Here is a 17,417-nt window from a genome sequence, read left to right as displayed (position 1 = left end):
GTGGTTCAACCCCAGCGACGTTGGCCGGTCACATTGGGTCGTCTCGAAGGCAAATATAAGATCCCCGCTGACTTCGATGCACCTCTTCCGGACGAGATCTTGGACCTGTTTGAAGGCAAGTCTTGAAGATCCTGCTGGACACTCAGGTACTGATTTGGAGCATCATGCGGACGAGAGATCTTCCGCCGAAGCTGCGTCAGATGCTCGAGGAACCGGGCAACGAGAAGCTCTCCAGCGCGGGAAGCATTTGGGAAGTCGCGATCAAGCGAGCGCTGGGTCGATCGGATTTCGATGTCGATCCCCTCGAGCTCGCCGCTACCGCCCGCCTGGATTACGCCGAGCTTGCCGTTACCTCCGAGGTCGCCGCCCGCGTGGCGACCCTCCCCCATCACCACCGTGATCCTTTTGACCGGCTTCTTGTGGTGCAAGCTATCGAGGCGAATGCGCTCCTGGTCACTGTTGATCGGCAGCTTGCCAGTTATGGCTCCAACGTGCGGCTCTTCGCCTAGACGGCGCGGCTGCTGAAAGTGCCCATGTCCGATAGCGTCACCGACACCATCGAGGCCTTCGCGCAGGGCGAGATCGTCGTCGTCACCGATGACGACGACCGCGAGAACGAGGGCGATCTCGTCGTTGCGGCCTCGCTCTGCACGCCGGAGAAGATGGCCTTCATCATCCGCAATACCTGCGGCATCGTCTGCGCGCCGCTGACGGTGGCCGAGGCGAAGCGGCTTCGGCTCGACCCGATGGTGGCCTCGAACGACGCCCCGCTCGGCACGGCCTTCACGGTCACCGTGGACGTACGCCACGGGCTCACGACCGGCATCTCGGCCGAGCAGCGCACGAACACGGTGCGGGCGCTCGCGAACGGCAATATGGGGGCGGCGGATTTCGTGCGACCCGGCCATGTCTTCCCGCTGATAGCCCGGGACGGCGGCGTCCTGATGCGGTCGGGCCATACGGAGGCGGCCGTCGACCTCTGCCGGCTCGCCAAGCTGCCGCCGGTCGGCGTCATCTGCGAACTCGCCAATGACGACGGCACCGTGATGAAGGGCGAGCAGATCGTCGCCTTCGCGGCCCGGCACGGGCTGAAGCGGCTCTCGGTCGCCGATCTGATCGCCCACCGGCAGGTTCGCGAGAAGCTCGTCGAACGGATCGGCACATTTCCGGTCAAGACCGAGTTCGGCGAACTCACGGGTTATGCGTATTCCACGCCCTTCGACGCCGTGCAGCATTACGCCTTCGTCCATGGCCGGATCGGGGACGGGCGCGACATTCTGGCGAGATTGCACCGGGCCAATGTCGTGGCCGATGTCCTCGCCGGAGGTAAGACGATCGCTGCGTCGCTGAAGCGCTTCCGCGAAGAGGGCAGGGGCGTCCTCGTCTATCTCCGGGAGGGAACGGCCGGCGTTCCGGTCACGGCTTTCCCGGACGAAGCCGGGGCAGGTTCCGAGGCGGACCGGACGCGGCAATGGCGCGAGGTCGGGGTCGGGGCCCAGATCCTGCGTGACCTCGGCGTGACCTCGATCCGCACGCTGGCGTCGGGTCCCCGGGCCTATGTCGGGGTTGGCGGCTTCGGCATCGAGCTTGTCGGCACCGAGACGATCTGAGACCCTGCCCGGAGAGGTGATTGCGATGGATCGACGGCAACTTATCCTCGGCCTCGCAGCGGGCGGAGCCGCGGCCGGACCGGCTGCCGCCCAGCATGCGGGCCACGGCGGCGCCGCCGCGCCGCTGCCGGAAGCCAAGCCCTCGCCGGACCCGTTCGCAGGGCTGCAGGGCGGCAAGCCGCATCACCTGACGCCGGAGCAGGAGGCGCAGCGCGTCATCGGCTCCTCCGCACCCCCGGGCGCGCCGGGCCGATGGGTCGCTCGCGCGGCGCTGCCGATCCCGCGAAGCGAGATGGCCTGGGCGACGGCATGGGCCGGTCGCATGCACATCATCGGGGGCTACGGCGAGGGCCGGGTGGACCGCACCTACCACCACATCTACGACCCGGCGCAGGACCGCTGGTATAACGGCGCGCCGCTGCCGCGAGGCGCGAACCACGTCTCCGTGACGGCCGATGCCGGGCGGATCTACGCGCTCGGCGGCTTCATCGAGCAGAACCGCAATCCCGACCACAACGCTTATGCCTATGAGGTCGCGTCCGACCGCTGGACCCGCATCGCACCGCTCCGCCGCCCGCGCGGAGCCGGGGCCGCCGAGGTTCTGAACGGCCGCATCCACCTGATGGGCGGGGCCTCCGAACCGACGCTCGAGCGTGCCAGCGTCGGCTGGCACGAAGCCTACGACCCGGCCTCGGACACCTGGTCGGTCCTCAAGCCGATGCCCGGGGCCCGCGACCATGTCGGGTCTGTGGTGCATGAGGGCCGGATCCACATCGTCGGCGGCCGGTTCAATACCTTCGAATACAATACCGGCCTTCACCACGTTTACGTGCCGGAGCGGGATACGTGGGAGGAACGCTCGCCCCTCCCGACCGTCCGATCCGGCCACGGCCTCGTCTCCTACCGAGGGCGCTTCTTCGCGATGGGCGGGGAATCAGGCGTGATCGACCGCGGGCGCATCACCCAGGCCCGGGTCTTCGGCCAGATGGAGAGCTACGATCCGGCGACGGATGCGTGGCAGAGCCACGCGGCGATGACGACCCCGCGCCACGCGGTCGGCGCGGTCGCGATCGGGGACTGGATCTACGTCGCCGGCGGAGGCGCGGTCACAGGCGGGGCGGTGCAATCCTCGGTCCACGAGGCGTTCACGCTCACGGCGTGATCCGCTCGGTCAGAGCTGCGAGCGGTCTTTGGGAAAGATAAGGTCGAGCTGGGCCTCGACCAGCCCCGCGACGTCGAGCGGCAGGTGCCGGTCGAACAGGCTCGTCCAGACGATCCCGACGAGGGCGGGCGCGAAGAGCAGCTGCGGAAACCGCGCCAGCACCTCGCCTCCCGCTTCGCCTCGCGCTGTCGCCCGGCCCCCAAGGTCCTGAAGCGCGGCGAGCCCAGGTGCCATGACTGTGCGGAAATAGATCGAGGCCAGATCCGGCACCCGTGCCCCTTCCGAGATCATCAGCCGGATCACTTCGCCCCGGCTCGATCCGGGTAGGCCGGCGAGGATCGGAACCACGACCCTGCGAAGGAACGCTCCCGTGTTCTCGTCCGGCTCCGGCCGCTCGGTCGCGATCCGGTCCACCGCCGAAGAGAGAACCTGCTGCAGGATCCCTTCGAACAGGGCCTGCTTGTCCGTGAAGTTGAGGTAGATCGTGCCTTTCGCGACCCCGGCTCGCTTCGCGACATCGTCCATCCTGGTGGCCGCAAAGCCTTTCTCGGAGAACTCGGCCAGGGCGGCCGACACGATGGCTTCACGGCGGGCTGCTGCGCCGGAGGCGCGCTTACGGTCAGGAACGACTTCAACAGCTTCCTTCATCCTCATCCTACTAACATATGACTGACTGGACAGTCATCAAAATCGAACTTAGACGTCAAGTCTCGTCCTGACGTTCCCGTCAGGGCTTGCTGCTCCGGAGCTGCGCCATGTCCGAATTCACAACGAACGAGGTCGAGACCACCGACGTCGTCATCGTCGGCGCGGGACCGACAGGCCTCATGGCCGCATCGCTGCTGCAGCGCAGCGGTCTCTCGGTCCGCATCTTCGATAAGAGCCTGGATTCGGCGCAGCAATCGCGGGCCTTCGCGGTCCAGGCTCGGACGATGGAGCTGTTCGCCAGCATCGGCCTTGCAGAACCCGTGCTGGAATCCGGTCTGCTCGCGGCCGGCGCCCGCATCGTTGTCGAGGGGCACGAGGCGGCGGAGGTGGATTTCGACGACATCGGCCGCAACGACACGCCCTATCCGTTCGTGCTCGCCATTCCGCAATCCGAGGTCGAGACCATCCTGTCCCGAGACCTCGCGGCGCACGGGGTCTTGGTCGAGCGGGGCGTCGACGTGCAGAGCTTCACGCAGGAGAACGCCGGGGTCACGCTCCGGCTTGCGACCCCGGACGGAGTGACCCAGGAGGTCCGGGCCGCGTTCCTGCTCGGCGCCGACGGCGCGCACAGCATGGTCCGGAAGGGACTCGGGCTGACTTTCGCCGGGGAGGCTTACGCGCAGAGTTTCCTCCTCGCCGATTGCCGCGTCGAGGGCGCGATCGATCCGGAGCGGCTGAACATCCTGCTGGGCCGTCGCAGCTTCGGCCTCGTCTTCCCGCTGCGGGGTCGCGGGATCGTCCGGGTCATCGTCAGTCAGCCTCGCGCCGAGGGCGAGCCGACCGGCATGGCGTCCCAGGGCCTCGCGCCCGCGACGCTCGACGAGGTCGAAGCCGCATTCCGGGATGCGGCCGGACAGGATGTTCGCCTGACGGACGCGGTCTGGGTGTCCCGCTACCGAATCCATCACCGCAGCGTGGATCGATATGGCAAGGGCCGGGTCTTCGTGGCCGGGGACGCCGCGCATATTCACTCGCCGGCCGGCGGCCAGGGCATGAATACCGGCCTGCAGGATGCCGCCAACCTGTGCTGGAAGCTCGCCGCCGTGCTGAAGGGCTCGGCTCCTCCGGTCCTGCTCGACACCTATCATGACGAGCGCTGGCCGGTCGGGCAGAAGCTGCTCGAGGTGACCGACCGCCTGTTCGAAGGCATGACGGCCCAGGCAGGCTGGAGCACGAAGCTCCGCAACATCCTAGTGCCGGTCGTGGCGGGCGCCATCTCGCGTTTCCGGCTCGCGAGGGCACGCGCCTTCCTGTTCCTCTCGCAGCTCGGCATTCGATACCGCGCGAGCGCCTTCGTGCGTGACGAGGCGCCGGGCTGGACCGGAGCGCCGGGCATCGGCGAGCGGGCGCCGAACGCGTCCATCGGGCGGTCGCTCGACGTCTTCGGCCTCATCGCCGATTACCGCTTCCACGTGCTGGCCCTGTCCCGTCGCGCGCTCACCGAAGCCGAGATCGGCGACATCGCGGCGGGGCTTGCCAGCCTCCCGAAGGTGCCGGGGATGTCGTGGCATCTCGTGGCCGCGAGCCTTGCCGGCCGAGCACCGCACCTGAACCGGGTCGAAGGCGGGGATGTGCTTCGCCGCTACGGGCTCGACGGCACGATACCGCAAGCGCTGTTCTTGATCCGGCCCGACGGTCACATCGCCTGGCGCTGCGACCGTCTCGACATGGCGGCGCTCGCGAGCTTCCTCATCGGCCGTTTCGCGCCGGATCCGGACGGCTCTCAGGCCTCCATCAACGCGGCGACGTGAGCGGCGGCCGAAGCCGCGAGCCCGTCGAGGTCATAGCCGCCTTCAAGGAGCGAGACGACCCGCCCGCCCGCATGGCGCTCCGCCACCCCCATCAGCGCCCGGGTGGCCCAGGCGAAATCCGCCTCGGTGAAGCGCAGGCTGCCGAGAGGGTCGCGGTGATGGGAATCGAACCCGGCCGAGATCACGACGAGATCGGGCCCAAAAGCCTCGATCCGGGGCAGGATCACGGCCTCCATCGCTTCCCGGAAAGCCTCGCCGCCGTCGCCGGGGCGGAGGGGGGCGTTGACGATGGTGTCGTGGTCCCCGCGTTCGGAGGCGGCGCCGGTGCCTGGATAGAGCGGCATCTGGTGGGTCGAGGCGTAGAGCACGCTCGCGTCGTCCCAGAAGATGTCCTGCGTGCCGTTGCCGTGATGGACGTCGAAATCCATGATCGCGACCCGCTCCGCCCCGTGCTTCCGTTGGGCGTGCCGGGCCGCGATCGCGGCGTTGTTGAAGAAGCAGAAGCCCATGGCGCGGGTGCGCTCGGCATGGTGGCCGGGGGGCCGCATCGCACCGAAGGCATTCGCGGCCTCGCCCGTCATGACGGCATCGACGCCCGCCACCGCCGCCCCAGCCCCGCGCAGGATCGCCTCCAGTGTGCCGGGGGACATGATCGTGTCGGAATCGACCTGGACGAGCCCGGATTTCGGGTTCGCCTTGGCGATGGCCTCCACCCAGGCGATCGGATGGGCAAGGGCCACCTCCTCCATCAAGGCTTCGGGCGCGAGCTGCCGCTTCAGCGTGCCGAACGCCTCGGCCGAAAGCGCGCGCTCGACGGCCCGGATGCGGTCGGGACGCTCGGGATGCCCGGCGGGCGTGGCATGGGCGGCGGCGGCCGGGTGATGCAGGAGGAGGGTTGTCATCGGGGGTTGAACGGCCGGGGCTGAGGATCGTTGCGGGCGATTCGCACGATGCCGCCGCGGCGGCAAGGAAGCCCGGCGTCCAGCCCCGGATGGCCGCGCTACGCCGTCGGCAGGCGGTAGTCCCGGAAGCGGTGGCGCAACTCCGTCTTCAGGATCTTGCCGGTCGCCGTGTGGGGGATCTCGTCCACCACCACCATGTCGTCCGGCATCCACCATTTGGCGATCTTCGGCCGGAGATATTCGAGCACGTCGGCCTTCTCCGGGCTCATCCCGGGTTTCGCGACGACGACGAGGAGCGGGCGCTCGTCCCATTTCGGATGCGCGATGCCGATCACGGCGGCCTCAGCCACATGGGGGTGGCCTACGGCGAGGTTCTCGAGGTCGATGGAGGAAATCCACTCGCCGCCGGACTTGATCACGTCCTTCGACCGGTCCGTGATCCGCATGTAGCCGTGCGGGTCGAGGGTCGCGACGTCGCCCGTGTCGAAGAAGCCATCCTGGTCGAGGATTTCCTCTTCCTCTCGCCGGAAGTAGCGGCGGGCGACCGCCGTGCCCCGCACCTTCAGCCGGCCGAAGGTCTTTCCGTCTCGCGGCAGCTCACGACCGGCATCGTCGGTGATCTTCCACTCGACGCCGAAAGGCGCATAGCCCTGCGTCGCCTTGACGCCGAGCAGCGCACCGTAATCCTCGCTCTGCACCTCGGGCTTGATCGAGCAGATCGAGCCGACCGGGCTCATCTCGGTCATGCCCCAGGCGTGCAGGACGGGCACGTTGTATTTGCGCTCGAAGGCCTCGATCACGGCCGGCGGGCAGGCCGAGCCGCCGATCGCGACGCGGGTCAGGTCGGGTAGTCCGCCGCCCACCTTCTCGAGATGCTGGAGGAGCGCGAACCAGATCGTCGGCACTGCCGCCGTGAAGGTGACCCGCTCGGTCGTCAGGATGTCGTAGATCGATGGCCCGTCGAGCTTCGGCCCCGGCAGGACGAGCGCCGCGCCCGCCATCGGAGCCGCGAAGGCGAGCGACCAGCTATTGGCATGGAAGAGCGGCACGACGGGCATCACGACGTCGCGGGTGGAGAGCCCGAACGCGTCCGGCATCACCGTCATCATGGCGTGCAGCACGTTCGACCGGTGCGAGTAGAGGACGCCCTTCGGCTCGCCCGTGGTGCCGGACGTGTAGCAGAGGCCGGCCGCGGTGGTTTCGGGGAAGTCCGCCCAGCGGAAATCCTCATCGACCTCGTCGATCCACGCCTCGTAGGCGACCGCGTTCCGGAGCTTCGTCTCCGGCATGTGGGCCCCGTCAGTGAGGACGACATAGCGCTCGATCGAGGGCAGGCGGTCCGCGAGCTTCTCGACCAGGGGCACGAAGGTGAGGTCGAGGAAGAGGAGCCGATCCTCGGCGTGGCTGATGATGTAGACGATCTGGTCTTCGAACAGGCGCGGGTTCACCGTGTGGTAGACTGCGCCGAGGCCCGTGATGCCGTACCAGGTTTCGAGATGGCGGGCGGTGTTCCAGGCGAGGGTCGCGACCCGGTCGCCGAGCCGGATCCCGTCCTGCGTCAGCCGCTTCGCGACCCGGAGCGCTCGCGACCTCACCTCGGCATAGTTCGACCGGACGATCGGCCCCTCGACGCTCCGCGATACCACCGCCCGGCCCGGATGCTCGGTCGCGGCATAATCCATGACCTTGTGGATCAGGAGCGGCCAGTCCTGCATCAGCCCGCGCATGATCGTCTCCTCCGCAGCCTTGCCGCGTCGTCGCGGTCTTCGCCGCAGGTTCTAGGGCAGAGCGCTCGCCCCTGCCAATGACGACGATGGGAGCAGGCCGGTGCCGCTACCCTGCCCGTACCGGCCGCTCGCGCAAGGCTACGGCGGCGCCCGCGGTACGCCGCTCGGCCCAGCCCCGAGCCGCGTCGATCGCCGCGACCGCGAGCCCGACAGCGAGCACCCACCAGCCCGGCCGCACGCCGAGACCGACGTCGAAGATGGCGGAGAGGAACTGGGTCGCGAAGGCGAGGACGGGCTGGCGGAAGGCGAGCGCGATCCCGACCGCCTCGCCGACGAAGGTCAGCGCGGCCGCGGCGACGGCCAGAAGCACGAGGGCGAGGGGCGTCAGCGCCTCCTCGCCGCGCCATCGGGCGAGGATTCGGTAGCCCAGGAGCCACACGAACAGGCCCGCATAGAGCGTCGGTACCGAGACGTCGGCCTTGGTCTGCTGGAAATAGTGGATCAGCGCCAGCAGCGTGATGCCGTAGGTCAGCATGTGCAGCCGCCGCCAGGTGAGGCCGCCGAGGCGCTTCACCATCGTGTCGTTCGAGGTCACGGCGAGCGCCAGGAGGCCTAGGAGCGCCACGAAGCCGATCGTCAGATAGAGGCGGGACACGATCTCGGTCGCGACCTTGACGAGGCTGAAGCCCTGGTCGGCGACGAAGAGCAGGATGTGAACCGACGCATAGAGGGCGGAGGCGACCCCGACCATGCGCCGTATGTCGATCAGCTTGCCGAGCCGGGCCGAGCGACGCAGCGGCGTGATCGCGAGCGAAGCGAGGAGGAAGACGAGCGCCCACCAGCCGGTGCGGTGGATGACCTCGTTCAACGGGCGGCCGCCGAGCGCCCCCCGGGCATAGTCGATCCCGAACAGGAGAACCGGCCAGAGCAGGATCGCGAGCGTCGCGATGCGGAGGGGAGACAGCCGGCCGCGTCGGTCGCGCCAGAGGACGAGTGCGTTCAGCATGCTGGCGGTCCAGACCTGGTCGAGGAGACGCGGCCTCTCACGCCGGATGCGCCGTGGCCCATTCGCATAAGGTGTCCTCGCCGGTCTCGACCTGCAAGGTGACGTGGCCGATCGCGAAGGAGTCCTTGAGCCCGGCCGCGGCCTCCATCAGGAAGGCGTCGCCGGGGAAACCCGCCGGCATGACGAGATGGGCCGTGAGCGCCGTCTCGGTCGTGCTGGTCGGCCAGATATGGAGATCGTGCATCCGGGCGACGCCCGGCCGTGACGCGAGGTAGGCCCGCACCGCATCGTAATCGACGGTCGCGGGCACGGCTGCGAGCGACATGTCGAGGCTTTGGCGGAGCAGGCTCCAGGTCCCCCACACGATCACGACGTTGATGAGGAGCCCGGCGAGCGGGTCGAGCCACAGCCAGCCCGTGAGGAGGATCAGGATGCCGGAGAGGACGACGCCGGCGGACACCGCGGCATCCGCCGCCATGTGCAGGAAGGCGCCCCGGATGTTGATGTCGGTCCGGCCGCCGGAGGCGAACATCCAGGCCGTGACCCCGTTCAGCACCATCCCGATCGCCGCCACCACGATCACCGTCATGCCGGCGACGGGCCGGGGATCGCGCAGCCGCTCGATGGCTTCCCAGCTCAGCGCGCCGACGGCGACGAGCAGGAAGACGGCGTTGAAGAGCGCGGCCAGGATCGAGGAATTGCCGAGCCCCCAGGTGAAGCGCGGGCTCGGCTTCTTGCGGGAGAGCACGACCGCCGCATAGGCGACGACGAGACCCAGCACGTCGGACAGGTTGTGGCCGGCATCCGCGAGCAGCGCCATCGATCCGGCGGCCCAGCCGAAACCTGCCTGGAGGGCGACGATGGCGACATTCAGCGCGATGGCGATCTTGAAGGTCGGGCCGAAATCGGCCGGCATGTGGACGTGGGCGGCCCGATGGGAATGCACGTGGCTATGCGCATGGTCGTGGTGACCGCCATGCGGGTGATCGTGCGGCTCGGCGGCGTGGTCGTGCTTCTCGGCCATCACTGTCCCGCGGCGAGCCCTGACATGGCCGGCGCCCCCGGTCCGAGGGTGTCCAGCCAGTCCGGCAGGTCGGCGATCGTATCCACGACGTGGTCCGCATAGGGCTCGATCGCGGCGCGCGCCGCGTGGCCGAGCGGGCCCGTCAGGACCCCGACCGCCACGACGCCTGCGGCGCGGGCGGCCGCGAGATCGTGAACCGAATCGCCGATCATCGCGACCTCGTCCGGGGCAAGGCCGTGATGGCGGACGAAGGCCGTCACCATGCCGGGATCGGGCTTCGAGCCGAAACCCGAATCGTAGCCGGCGATGAAGGGGCAGAGCCCGGAAAGCCCGAGCGCCTCGGCCTGGGCCCGTGCGGATGCCTCGGCATCGTTGGTCGCGATCCCGAGGTGGAGACCGCGCGCCGACAGGCCGCCGAGAATGGCCGCCGGATCGAAGATCGGTGCGAGGGTCGCGAGGCCCCAATGCCGGAACAGATCGTCCATTTCGCCGTAGAGCGCCGGACCGGGCTCACGCCCGAGCGCCTCGGCCCAGAGCGGCCCGTATTCGGCCGAGGAGCCGCCGACCAGCGGCGAGGAGGGCAGGAACCGCCGCTCCTCCTCGACATATTCGCTGACGGACATCAGCCGCTCGAGCAGCATCCGGTCGCCACGCGACAGCGTCCGCATCACCTCGTATCCGGCCGGACCCCAGGTCCGGTCGAAATCGATGAGGGTGCCGTCCTTGTCGAACAGGATCGCCCGGATACTGGTCATGCTGCTCCGGCGACCCGTTCCACGTCGATCGAAGTTCCCGTCGCCGTCCGTCTCTCGCGCGCGACGATGCGGTCGGTCGGTCCCATGACGCCGAGAGGCACGTCTCGATCAGGGAGGATCACGGTCGCGCTCTTGTTCAGGAAGACGATCACGTGCTGCCCCCGGCCGGCGGCGGCACCCGACCATTGCTTGAGCTGACGGTAATACGGCTCCGCCCGCCACGCATTCGGAGCGCCATGATCCACCTGGACGAGGAGGAAACGCGTCGCGGCATCGATGGTCAGCACCATCTTCGAGCGGTCGGGCTTCCATTCCGGGCCAAGCCAAGCCTGTGTGATCCACAGGCAATGAAAGTCCCGGCAATGCTGCGGTCGGTCCGGGTGGATGACGCAGCCGCGTCCGGGCCGGCAATGCCGGCACCATGCCCCGGCCGGCTTGGCGAGCGGCGGGATGTCATAGACCTTGCAGCAGAGCGTGCAGGTTCCGCATGCGCGGCCCGGCGCCGGCTCCATCGCCAGGGCGGCGGGATCGAGCATGGGACGGGTTCTAGAGGAGCCGCGCGGCCCGGTCGAGGGAGACGTCAGGCCGCGGGCGCGGCGGGAAGGAGCCGGCCGAGGCTCAAGCAGGCGCCGAGCAAGGCGAGGCCGGCCGCGACGGTGAGCGACGTCGCCGCCCCCCCGGTCGGGCTCAGCGCGAAGAACACGGCGACAGCGGTCGCGCCGCCTGTCTGGCCGGTGAGGCGAGCGGTCGCCAGCATGCCGCCGGCCGCCCCGGCCCGGCTTCGCGGCGCCGACAGCATCATGGTGCGGTTGTTCGGCGCCTGGAAGAAGCCGAAGCCGCAGCCACAGAGCGCCATGCGCCATGCGACGTCGACGAAGCTCGCCTCCGGCGTCAGCATCGCGAGCGCGCCGAGGCCGACCGCGAACAGGACGAGACCGATGCCGCCGAGGATCGCGGCCGGGAACCTGTCCGACAGGCCTCCGGCGATCGGCCCGAGGATGCCGACCATGATCGGCCAGGGCGTCATCAATAGCCCGGTCTCGACCGGGGTCCGGTGCAGCACGCCATCGAACAGGAAGGGCAGCGAGATGAAGGCCAGCATCTGGGCCGAGAAGCTGCAGATCGAGCTCGCGACGGAGAGGGCGAAGACCGGGATCCGCATGAGGTCGACCGGAAGAAGCGGGCTCGGCTCCGCCCGGCCTTTGAAGGCGAGCAAGGTGCCGCTCGCGATGCCGGCCGCGATGGCCACGCAGCCCAGGAGAGGCCGCCCGGCCCGCGTCAGCAGGTCGACGCCGCCGATCACGAACCCGAAGGCAAGCGCGTTCAGGACGGCCCCGCCGAGGTCGAACCGCCGCGCAATTCGGGCCGTCCGGGGGAGAGCATAGGCCGCGAGCGCAAAGGTTACGAGGCCGAGCGGCGCGTTGATTGCGAACAGCCACGGCCAATGCGCGACGGCCAGGATCGCGGCCGCGATCGAGGGCCCGACCGCCGAGGCGAGGGAGACGACGAGCGCGTTGAAGCCGATCGCACGGCCGAGCAGGTGCTGCGGATAGGTGAAGCGGACGAGCGCGGCGTTGATCGACATGATCCCGGCCGCACCGAAGCCCTGCAGCATGCGGGCGAGGGTCAGTTCGAGGAGCGTCGAGGAGAGCGCGCAGAAGAGCGAGGCCGTCGTGAACAGCGCGAGGCCGGCGAGATAAACCCGCCGGTAGCCGACGATCTCGCCCAGCGAAGCCAGCGGCAGGAGGGCGGTCACGATCGCGAGCTGGTAGGCGTTGACGATCCAGATCGCCTCGTGCGCCTCGACGCGGAACTCGCGTGCGATCGTGGGCAGCGCGATATTCGCGACCGAACTGTCGAGCACCGCCATGGCGATGGCGAGCCAGATCGCGATGGCGGACCAATAGCGCTGCGGGACGGGAAGCCCGTCCTCCGGATCCACGGCTTGACTCACGCGCGCCTCATGAGGCCGGGCCTACGCCCGGCCGGACCATGCCGCAACACGCAACCGACGGCTCGGCCATCCCGGTTCCGGAATGACGGTCGTGCCTATTCCCGATCGATCGGCCAGGCCTTGAACACGTCGAGCTGTTCGCAAGCCTTCGCCTGTGCGGCGAGGGCCGGCCAGCGGCCTTCGTCGACATGTTCCGGGATGACGAAGCGCGAGAAGCCCCAGGCGACCGCGGCCGCGATCTCGGCCGGCTTCAGCTCCGGACCGTGCCGGAGGTCGCCGTTCCAGGCGGCCTGGTTCAGGAGGTCGAGTGCGGTGTGGAGCTGAGCGAGGATGCGTTCCTGCCACGGCCCGTAGCGCTGGGCCTCTGGGCGTTTCCGCTCGTATTCCACCGCGACGGCCTTGTCGGCGGCCACGATGCCGATCCCGGTCAGGCTGAGGTCGAAGCGTCGGGCGGCCGGATTGTCCGGCCGGAGCGAGCGGCCGGCGAGGTCCTCGAAATGCTGGATGATGAGCAGCGATTCGCTGATCACGACGCCGTCGTCGCAGACGAGGCTCGGGGCCTTGATCAGCGGATTGATCGCCCGGAACGCGTCCATGTGGCGGAAGACCGAGACCGACCGGTGCTCGACATCGAGGCCCAGCAGCGTTCCGGTGACCGCCGCCCGGCGAACATACGGGCTGTCCAGCATCCCGACGAGTATCATGACGGTCTCCTCCGCTCGGATGTAGATTGCGGAGGCGCCGGCCGGAACGCACGCGAAATGCTGTGATGCGACCCATCAGCATTCGCTGGACGGCGTCCCGCGTCAGCCGGCGAGCCGGTACTCGCCCCCAACCTGCGGGGGCCCGTCCGTCGCGACCACGCCTCGCCGGACGAAATCCTCGAGATGGGCGAAGACGGAGAGCCCGGCAGCGCGGTGCAGCTCGGGTTTCAGCCCGGCATAGATGGCCGGGACGATCTCGGCGATGCGGCGGTCGCCGGCCGCCAGCCGGTTCAGGATCGAGGCCTCGCGCGCCCGGCGATGATGGATCAGTGCGCGCACGAAACGGGGCGGATCGCGCACCGGCCCGCCATGGCCCGGCCAATACACGCTCTCCTGTCGCCCGCGCAGCTTGTCGAGCGAGGCCATGAAGTCGGTCATCGATCCGTCCGGAGGGCCGACGATCGTCGTCGACCACGCCATCACGTGGTCGCCGGAGAAGAGGGCGTTCTCCTCCGGGAGCGCGAAGGCGAGGTGGTTCGCGGTATGGCCGGGTGTCGCGAGGGCTTGAAGCGTCCAGCCCGGCCCCGAGACCGCATCACCCTCGCGCATCTCCGCATCCGGTCGGTAGAGCATGTCGCCCGACCCCTCCATCGTATCGGCCTCACCCTCGGACAGCGCCCGGGAGCGCCGATGCGGTCCGCAGCCGACGAGGGTCGCACCGGTGGCCTCGGCGACGGCACGGGCTGACGGAGAATGGTCGACATGGGTGTGGGTGACGACGACATGCGTCACGGTCTCGCCCGCTACGGCCCGGAGCAAGGCCGCCACGTGCTCCGGCCGGTCCGGCCCGGGATCGAGGATCGCGACCCGACCCTGCCCGACGATGTAGCTGCAGGTCCCCGTGAAGGTGAAGGCGCCGCCATTCGGGGCGACGAGCCGGCGCACCAGCAGCGACAGGGTCATGCAGGTGCCGGGCGGCGGCCGGTCGTCCAGATCGAGGGGGAGATCGTCGGACATGCGCTCGTGACATTGGCGCGGCCTTCGGGTTGAGAGCCGCAGCGAGCGCCCGTATAGAACCGGCTGCGCCGCCGGCCAACGGGCGGTCGGGACAAGGGTCAAGCGCCATGACAGCAGCCGATACGGAAGCCTCGGTGACGACCTACGCGGCCCTTGTGTGGCCTGCGAAGGCGGAAGGCTGGTCGAAGCCGGTGCGGGCGGTCATCCTCGTTCTCCTCGGCGCGGCTTTCCTGACCCTCTCGGCCAAGATCCAGGTGCCCGGCCCCGTGCCGATGACGCTCCAGACCCTGGCCGTGCTGGCGCTCGGCGCGATGCTGGGCTTCCGGCTCGCGACGCTCTCGGTCCTCCTCTACCTGGCTGAGGGCGCGCTCGGCTGGCCCGTCTTCGCCAACACGCCGCCGCTCGCTCCCGGCCTCGGCTACCTGCTCGGCCCGACGGGGGGCTTCCTGCTCGGCTTCGTGCTGGCTGCCGGCATCTCGGGGACGGCCGCCGATCGCGGCATCGCGCGCCGCCCCCTCCTGTTCGCAGGTTGGCTCGCCACTGCCAGCGCCGCCATGTTGGCGATGGGCTGGCTCTGGCTCGCCTTGGTGACGCTGCCGGCCGGGAGCTTCGTCCGGGCGTTCGAGATGGGCATACGGCCCTTCCTGCTCGGCGAGGGGATCAAGCTGGCGCTGGCCGCCGTCTCCCTGCCGCTCGCTCTCGACGGGCTACGGCGCCTGCTCGGCCGCTGACGTCTAGCGGACGTGCTTGCGAATCAGCGTCTCCGCGATTCGCTTCCTGAGGGCTGAGGGGAGCTCGAGCGACACGAGACGCCATCTCAGCTGCCCGAGCCGGAGCTGCAGGCGGAACCGCTCCTCGCGCGGCTCGTCGGGCGGCAGGTTGATGTAGACGTTCCGGAACCCGCGCCAGGTCGAGGCACCCAGGAAATCGTCGAGGTCCTCGAGCGACACGCCGCGGCCCTGGCTGAAGGGAGAGCCCGAACCGACCTCGCCGGACGAGCTGGTCCGGAGCAGGCGCAAGATCCCGTCGGCCGTGAGGACCTCGTCGAGGAACGGATCGGCGAGCGCCAGGACCGTAGCGGCGGCGAGCTGGGCATCCGAGCCCGAGATGCCGCCGCTACGGTCGGCCGCCGCGAGGTCAGCCGCGATCTGCTTTGCCAGCGAGACCCGCAGGGCTTTCAAGTTCACCCGCGCGGAGACGGCCGCCACGTCGCCGCGCTCGACGGCGGCGGCGAGCCGGTAGATCGCCCAATAGGGCGACGCAAGATAGAGGATCCAGCCGAGAAGAAGCACCAGCGTGATCGCCACGAACCAGCGCATGCCTTCGGTGTCTCCCTTGGATCTGCGGCACGCGAGCCGCCGTCGGCCCGACCGGGCGATCCTACCCGCTGCCAGGGCTCCCGGGTAGCTTGCTCCGATGACGTAAGCCTGCAGTCGAGCCTGCTACATCGGATTTACGCTTCGTTTACCCCGTCTCGGGATAACAGGATCAGCGCGTCACCCGATCCCACTCTCAGCCGATCACAGGATCCAAGGACCGAGGCGATCTTACAAGGCGCTCATTCGCGTGCTCGAGGTGAGCAACAGGACAGCGGTTCTCGACGTTATGAACCAAGCGAAATCAGACGCTTGTTCATGCTTCCTCAGACTATGAGGGAGGTTCAAGCGGCTCACATTCCAGAGGAGCAATCTACCATAAGCCCCTGGCGTTTTTCATCTCTGCGGTCCTCTCTCTCGCTCTGGCCTTCCGGGCGGGATGGCTGCGGTCACAGCCGCGACATCAGGCGATCCTGAGGCAGGACAGATCGTTGAGATTCACATGTCGTCAAGGATAACGGGCTAGATCGAAGCCCGGCCGCTCGGCGGGATCCGGTCCACCCCGCCGGAGGACGAACGACGAGCCCCGCCGAAAAGGCGGGGCTCGCTTCGCTCCCGGTCAGCGCGACGCGGCACGGACAGCCTCGACGATTCGGTCCTGGACCGCCTCGTCGAGATAGGGATGCATCGGCAGGGAAATGACCTCTCGGGCGAGCATGTCCGAGACGGGCAGGCCATTCCCGCCGATCGGGTAGTCCCGGTAGGCGCTCTGCTGATGCAGGGGCTTCGCATAGTAGATGGCGGTCGGGATGCCTTGAGCTTTCAGGTCCGCGGCGAGCTGTTCGCGTTGCTCGGGCCGGACCCGGATCGTGTATTGCGCCCAGCTGGACACGCAATCCGGCCGAATGAAGGGGGGCGTGGCGACATGCGCCAGCTCCTTCGAATACCTTCTCGCGATGCGGTTCCGGGCATCGATCTCGTCCTCGAAGACGCGCAGCTTCTCGATCAGCACGGCCGCCTGAATCGTGTCGAGCCGGCCCGTCATGCCGATCCGGACGTGATCGGTCCGATCGGGGCTGAGGCCGTGGAAGCGCAGCGAGCGCAACTCGTCGGCGAGGTCGTCATCCTCGGTGAAGATCGCGCCCCCGTCGCCGTAGCAGCCGAGCGGCTTGGCCGGGAAGAAGCTCGTTGTCGTCGCGATCCCGAAGGTGCCGAGGCGGCGACCCTTGTAGCTGCCGCCAAAACTCTGGGCGGCGTCGCAGAGCATCCAGAGACCCTCGCGCTCGCAGACCGCCGCGATCGACCCGTAGTCGGCCGACTGGCCGAAGAGGTCGACCGGGATCACGCCGACCGGCTTCAGGTCGAGGCGGCGGGTCGACCGTATCGCGGCCTCGAGGCTCTGCGGATCGAGGTTGAACGTGTCCTCGAGCACGTCGACGAAGACCGGCGTCGCGCCGGCCCGCGCTACGACCTCGGCCGTCGCCGTGTAGGTGAAGGACGGGCAGAAGACGGCGTGGCCCGGCCCGACGCCCTTCGCCATCAGGACGAGGCTGAGCGCGTCCGTGCCGTTGCTGCAGGAGATCACGTGTTTCGCGCCGCAGAAGGCCGCGAGATCGGCTTCCACCTGCGTCACCTCGGGACCGAGGATATAGGCTCCGTGCCGCACGACGCGGAGGATCGCCTCCTCGATCGCAGGCCCCAGGCGAACGCGCTGGGCGGCGAGGTCGATGAAGGGCAGGCTCGGCGGCGGGACGGCTTTGTTCATGGCGACGAAGCTCCTC

17 protein-coding genes are annotated in these 17,417 nt (G+C 68.9%); 5 read left to right on the top strand and 12 right to left on the bottom strand.

Features of this window, described 5'->3' with window-relative positions; translation table 11 throughout:
- Positions 1–122: 122 nt before the first annotated feature.
- Genes ACFE87_RS19315 through ACFE87_RS19305 form a run of 3 tightly spaced genes read left to right on the top strand, consistent with a single transcriptional unit; the run spans position 123 to position 2,772 of the window.
- The gene (locus ACFE87_RS19315) at positions 123–509 is read left to right on the top strand and encodes a type II toxin-antitoxin system VapC family toxin (protein ID WP_375461285.1); all 387 of its coding nucleotides are present in this window, start codon (positions 123–125) and stop codon (positions 507–509) included.
- A 24-nt stretch (positions 510–533) separates the two neighbouring features.
- Complete coding sequence (ribB, locus tag ACFE87_RS19310; protein WP_375461284.1) at positions 534–1,610, top strand: 3,4-dihydroxy-2-butanone-4-phosphate synthase; 1,077 nt, start codon at positions 534–536, stop codon at positions 1,608–1,610.
- Positions 1,611–1,635: 25 nt separating this feature from the next.
- The gene (locus tag ACFE87_RS19305) at positions 1,636–2,772 is read left to right on the top strand and encodes a Kelch repeat-containing protein (protein ID WP_375461283.1); all 1,137 of its coding nucleotides are present in this window, start codon (positions 1,636–1,638) and stop codon (positions 2,770–2,772) included.
- Positions 2,773–2,781: 9 nt separating this feature from the next.
- Here the strand turns inward: ACFE87_RS19305 and ACFE87_RS19300 are convergent, their stop codons facing one another.
- Positions 2,782–3,420: a TetR/AcrR family transcriptional regulator gene (locus ACFE87_RS19300; RefSeq protein ID WP_375461282.1), complete on the bottom strand. Its 639-nt coding sequence runs from the start codon at positions 3,418–3,420 to the stop codon at positions 2,782–2,784.
- Between the two features lie 107 nt (positions 3,421–3,527).
- On the opposite strand from ACFE87_RS19300, the gene ACFE87_RS19295 reads away from it, so the two are divergent.
- Complete coding sequence (locus ACFE87_RS19295) at positions 3,528–5,231, top strand: FAD-dependent monooxygenase (RefSeq protein WP_375461281.1); 1,704 nt, start codon at positions 3,528–3,530, stop codon at positions 5,229–5,231.
- Here ACFE87_RS19295 and ACFE87_RS19290 read toward each other — a convergent pair.
- The 9 genes from ACFE87_RS19290 to ACFE87_RS19250 all read right to left on the bottom strand — a co-directional run bounded on the left by ACFE87_RS19290 (position 5,204) and on the right by ACFE87_RS19250 (position 14,320).
- Positions 5,204–6,133, bottom strand: a complete 930-nt coding sequence (locus ACFE87_RS19290; RefSeq protein WP_375461280.1) for a histone deacetylase family protein — start codon at positions 6,131–6,133, stop codon at positions 5,204–5,206. The two genes, ACFE87_RS19295 and ACFE87_RS19290, sit on opposite strands and share 28 nt — an antisense overlap.
- A gap of 98 nt (positions 6,134–6,231) precedes the next feature.
- Positions 6,232–7,860 (bottom strand): long-chain-fatty-acid--CoA ligase, encoded by a 1,629-nt coding sequence (locus ACFE87_RS19285; RefSeq protein WP_375461279.1) that lies wholly within the window; start codon positions 7,858–7,860, stop codon positions 6,232–6,234.
- 106 nt (positions 7,861–7,966) lie between these two features.
- Positions 7,967–8,866, bottom strand: a complete 900-nt coding sequence (locus ACFE87_RS19280) for a sulfite oxidase heme-binding subunit YedZ (protein ID WP_375461278.1) — start codon at positions 8,864–8,866, stop codon at positions 7,967–7,969.
- A gap of 37 nt (positions 8,867–8,903) precedes the next feature.
- Entirely contained in the window at positions 8,904–9,890 is a 987-nt protein-coding gene (locus ACFE87_RS19275) for a cation diffusion facilitator family transporter (RefSeq protein WP_375461277.1), read from the bottom strand.
- Positions 9,890–10,645 (bottom strand): HAD family hydrolase, encoded by a 756-nt coding sequence (locus tag ACFE87_RS19270; RefSeq protein WP_375461276.1) that lies wholly within the window; start codon positions 10,643–10,645, stop codon positions 9,890–9,892. Before ACFE87_RS19270 ends, ACFE87_RS19275 begins: the two co-directional genes overlap by 1 nt.
- The gene (locus ACFE87_RS19265; protein ID WP_375461275.1) at positions 10,642–11,181 is read right to left on the bottom strand and encodes a hypothetical protein; all 540 of its coding nucleotides are present in this window, start codon (positions 11,179–11,181) and stop codon (positions 10,642–10,644) included. The genes ACFE87_RS19270 and ACFE87_RS19265 overlap by 4 nt, the downstream gene beginning before the upstream one ends.
- A 44-nt stretch (positions 11,182–11,225) precedes the next feature.
- The gene (locus ACFE87_RS19260) at positions 11,226–12,599 is read right to left on the bottom strand and encodes an MFS transporter (protein WP_375461274.1); all 1,374 of its coding nucleotides are present in this window, start codon (positions 12,597–12,599) and stop codon (positions 11,226–11,228) included.
- Between the two features lie 95 nt (positions 12,600–12,694).
- Positions 12,695–13,303: a glutathione S-transferase family protein gene (locus tag ACFE87_RS19255; RefSeq protein WP_375461273.1), complete on the bottom strand. Its 609-nt coding sequence runs from the start codon at positions 13,301–13,303 to the stop codon at positions 12,695–12,697.
- A gap of 102 nt (positions 13,304–13,405) precedes the next feature.
- Complete coding sequence (locus ACFE87_RS19250) at positions 13,406–14,320, bottom strand: MBL fold metallo-hydrolase (protein ID WP_375461272.1); 915 nt, start codon at positions 14,318–14,320, stop codon at positions 13,406–13,408.
- Positions 14,321–14,427: 107 nt separating this feature from the next.
- On the opposite strand from ACFE87_RS19250, the gene ACFE87_RS19245 reads away from it, so the two are divergent.
- Positions 14,428–15,051, top strand: coding sequence for a biotin transporter BioY (locus ACFE87_RS19245; protein WP_375461271.1), 624 nt, complete (start codon positions 14,428–14,430; stop codon positions 15,049–15,051).
- Positions 15,052–15,054: 3 nt separating this feature from the next.
- Here ACFE87_RS19245 and ACFE87_RS19240 read toward each other — a convergent pair whose 3' ends face one another.
- Positions 15,055–15,639, bottom strand: a complete 585-nt coding sequence (locus ACFE87_RS19240; RefSeq protein ID WP_375461270.1) for a DUF2939 domain-containing protein — start codon at positions 15,637–15,639, stop codon at positions 15,055–15,057.
- Positions 15,640–16,255: 616 nt separating this feature from the next.
- Positions 16,256–17,401: a DegT/DnrJ/EryC1/StrS family aminotransferase gene (locus ACFE87_RS19235; RefSeq protein WP_375461269.1), complete on the bottom strand. Its 1,146-nt coding sequence runs from the start codon at positions 17,399–17,401 to the stop codon at positions 16,256–16,258.
- Positions 17,402–17,417 lie beyond the last annotated feature (16 nt).

The organism is uncultured Enterovirga sp. (assembly GCF_964242715.1).
Lineage (GTDB): Bacteria > Pseudomonadota > Alphaproteobacteria > Rhizobiales > Beijerinckiaceae > Enterovirga.
This window is presented reverse-complemented; position numbering and strand designations above follow the sequence as displayed.

Excerpts from the sequence above, each read along its gene's own strand:
- ACFE87_RS19275 (WP_375461277.1), bottom strand. The coding sequence starts at position 9,890 with ATGGCCGAGAAGCACGACCACGCCGCCGAGCCGCACGATCACCCGCAT.
- ACFE87_RS19240 (WP_375461270.1), bottom strand. The coding sequence starts at position 15,639 with ATGCGCTGGTTCGTGGCGATCACGCTGGTGCTTCTTCTCGGCTGGATC.
- ACFE87_RS19265 (WP_375461275.1), bottom strand. The coding sequence starts at position 11,181 with ATGCTCGATCCCGCCGCCCTGGCGATGGAGCCGGCGCCGGGCCGCGCA.
- ACFE87_RS19300 (WP_375461282.1), bottom strand. The coding sequence starts at position 3,420 with ATGAAGGAAGCTGTTGAAGTCGTTCCTGACCGTAAGCGCGCCTCCGGC.
- ACFE87_RS19285 (WP_375461279.1), bottom strand. The coding sequence starts at position 7,860 with ATGCGCGGGCTGATGCAGGACTGGCCGCTCCTGATCCACAAGGTCATG.
- ACFE87_RS19245 (WP_375461271.1), top strand. The coding sequence starts at position 14,428 with ATGACAGCAGCCGATACGGAAGCCTCGGTGACGACCTACGCGGCCCTT.
- ACFE87_RS19280 (WP_375461278.1), bottom strand. The coding sequence starts at position 8,866 with ATGCTGAACGCACTCGTCCTCTGGCGCGACCGACGCGGCCGGCTGTCT.
- ACFE87_RS19255 (WP_375461273.1), bottom strand. The coding sequence starts at position 13,303 with ATGATACTCGTCGGGATGCTGGACAGCCCGTATGTTCGCCGGGCGGCG.
- ACFE87_RS19235 (WP_375461269.1), bottom strand. The coding sequence starts at position 17,401 with ATGAACAAAGCCGTCCCGCCGCCGAGCCTGCCCTTCATCGACCTCGCC.
- ribB (WP_375461284.1), top strand. The coding sequence starts at position 534 with ATGTCCGATAGCGTCACCGACACCATCGAGGCCTTCGCGCAGGGCGAG.
- ACFE87_RS19250 (WP_375461272.1), bottom strand. The coding sequence starts at position 14,320 with ATGTCCGACGATCTCCCCCTCGATCTGGACGACCGGCCGCCGCCCGGC.
- ACFE87_RS19290 (WP_375461280.1), bottom strand. The coding sequence starts at position 6,133 with ATGACAACCCTCCTCCTGCATCACCCGGCCGCCGCCGCCCATGCCACG.
- ACFE87_RS19305 (WP_375461283.1), top strand. The coding sequence starts at position 1,636 with ATGGATCGACGGCAACTTATCCTCGGCCTCGCAGCGGGCGGAGCCGCG.
- ACFE87_RS19270 (WP_375461276.1), bottom strand. The coding sequence starts at position 10,645 with ATGACCAGTATCCGGGCGATCCTGTTCGACAAGGACGGCACCCTCATC.
- ACFE87_RS19295 (WP_375461281.1), top strand. The coding sequence starts at position 3,528 with ATGTCCGAATTCACAACGAACGAGGTCGAGACCACCGACGTCGTCATC.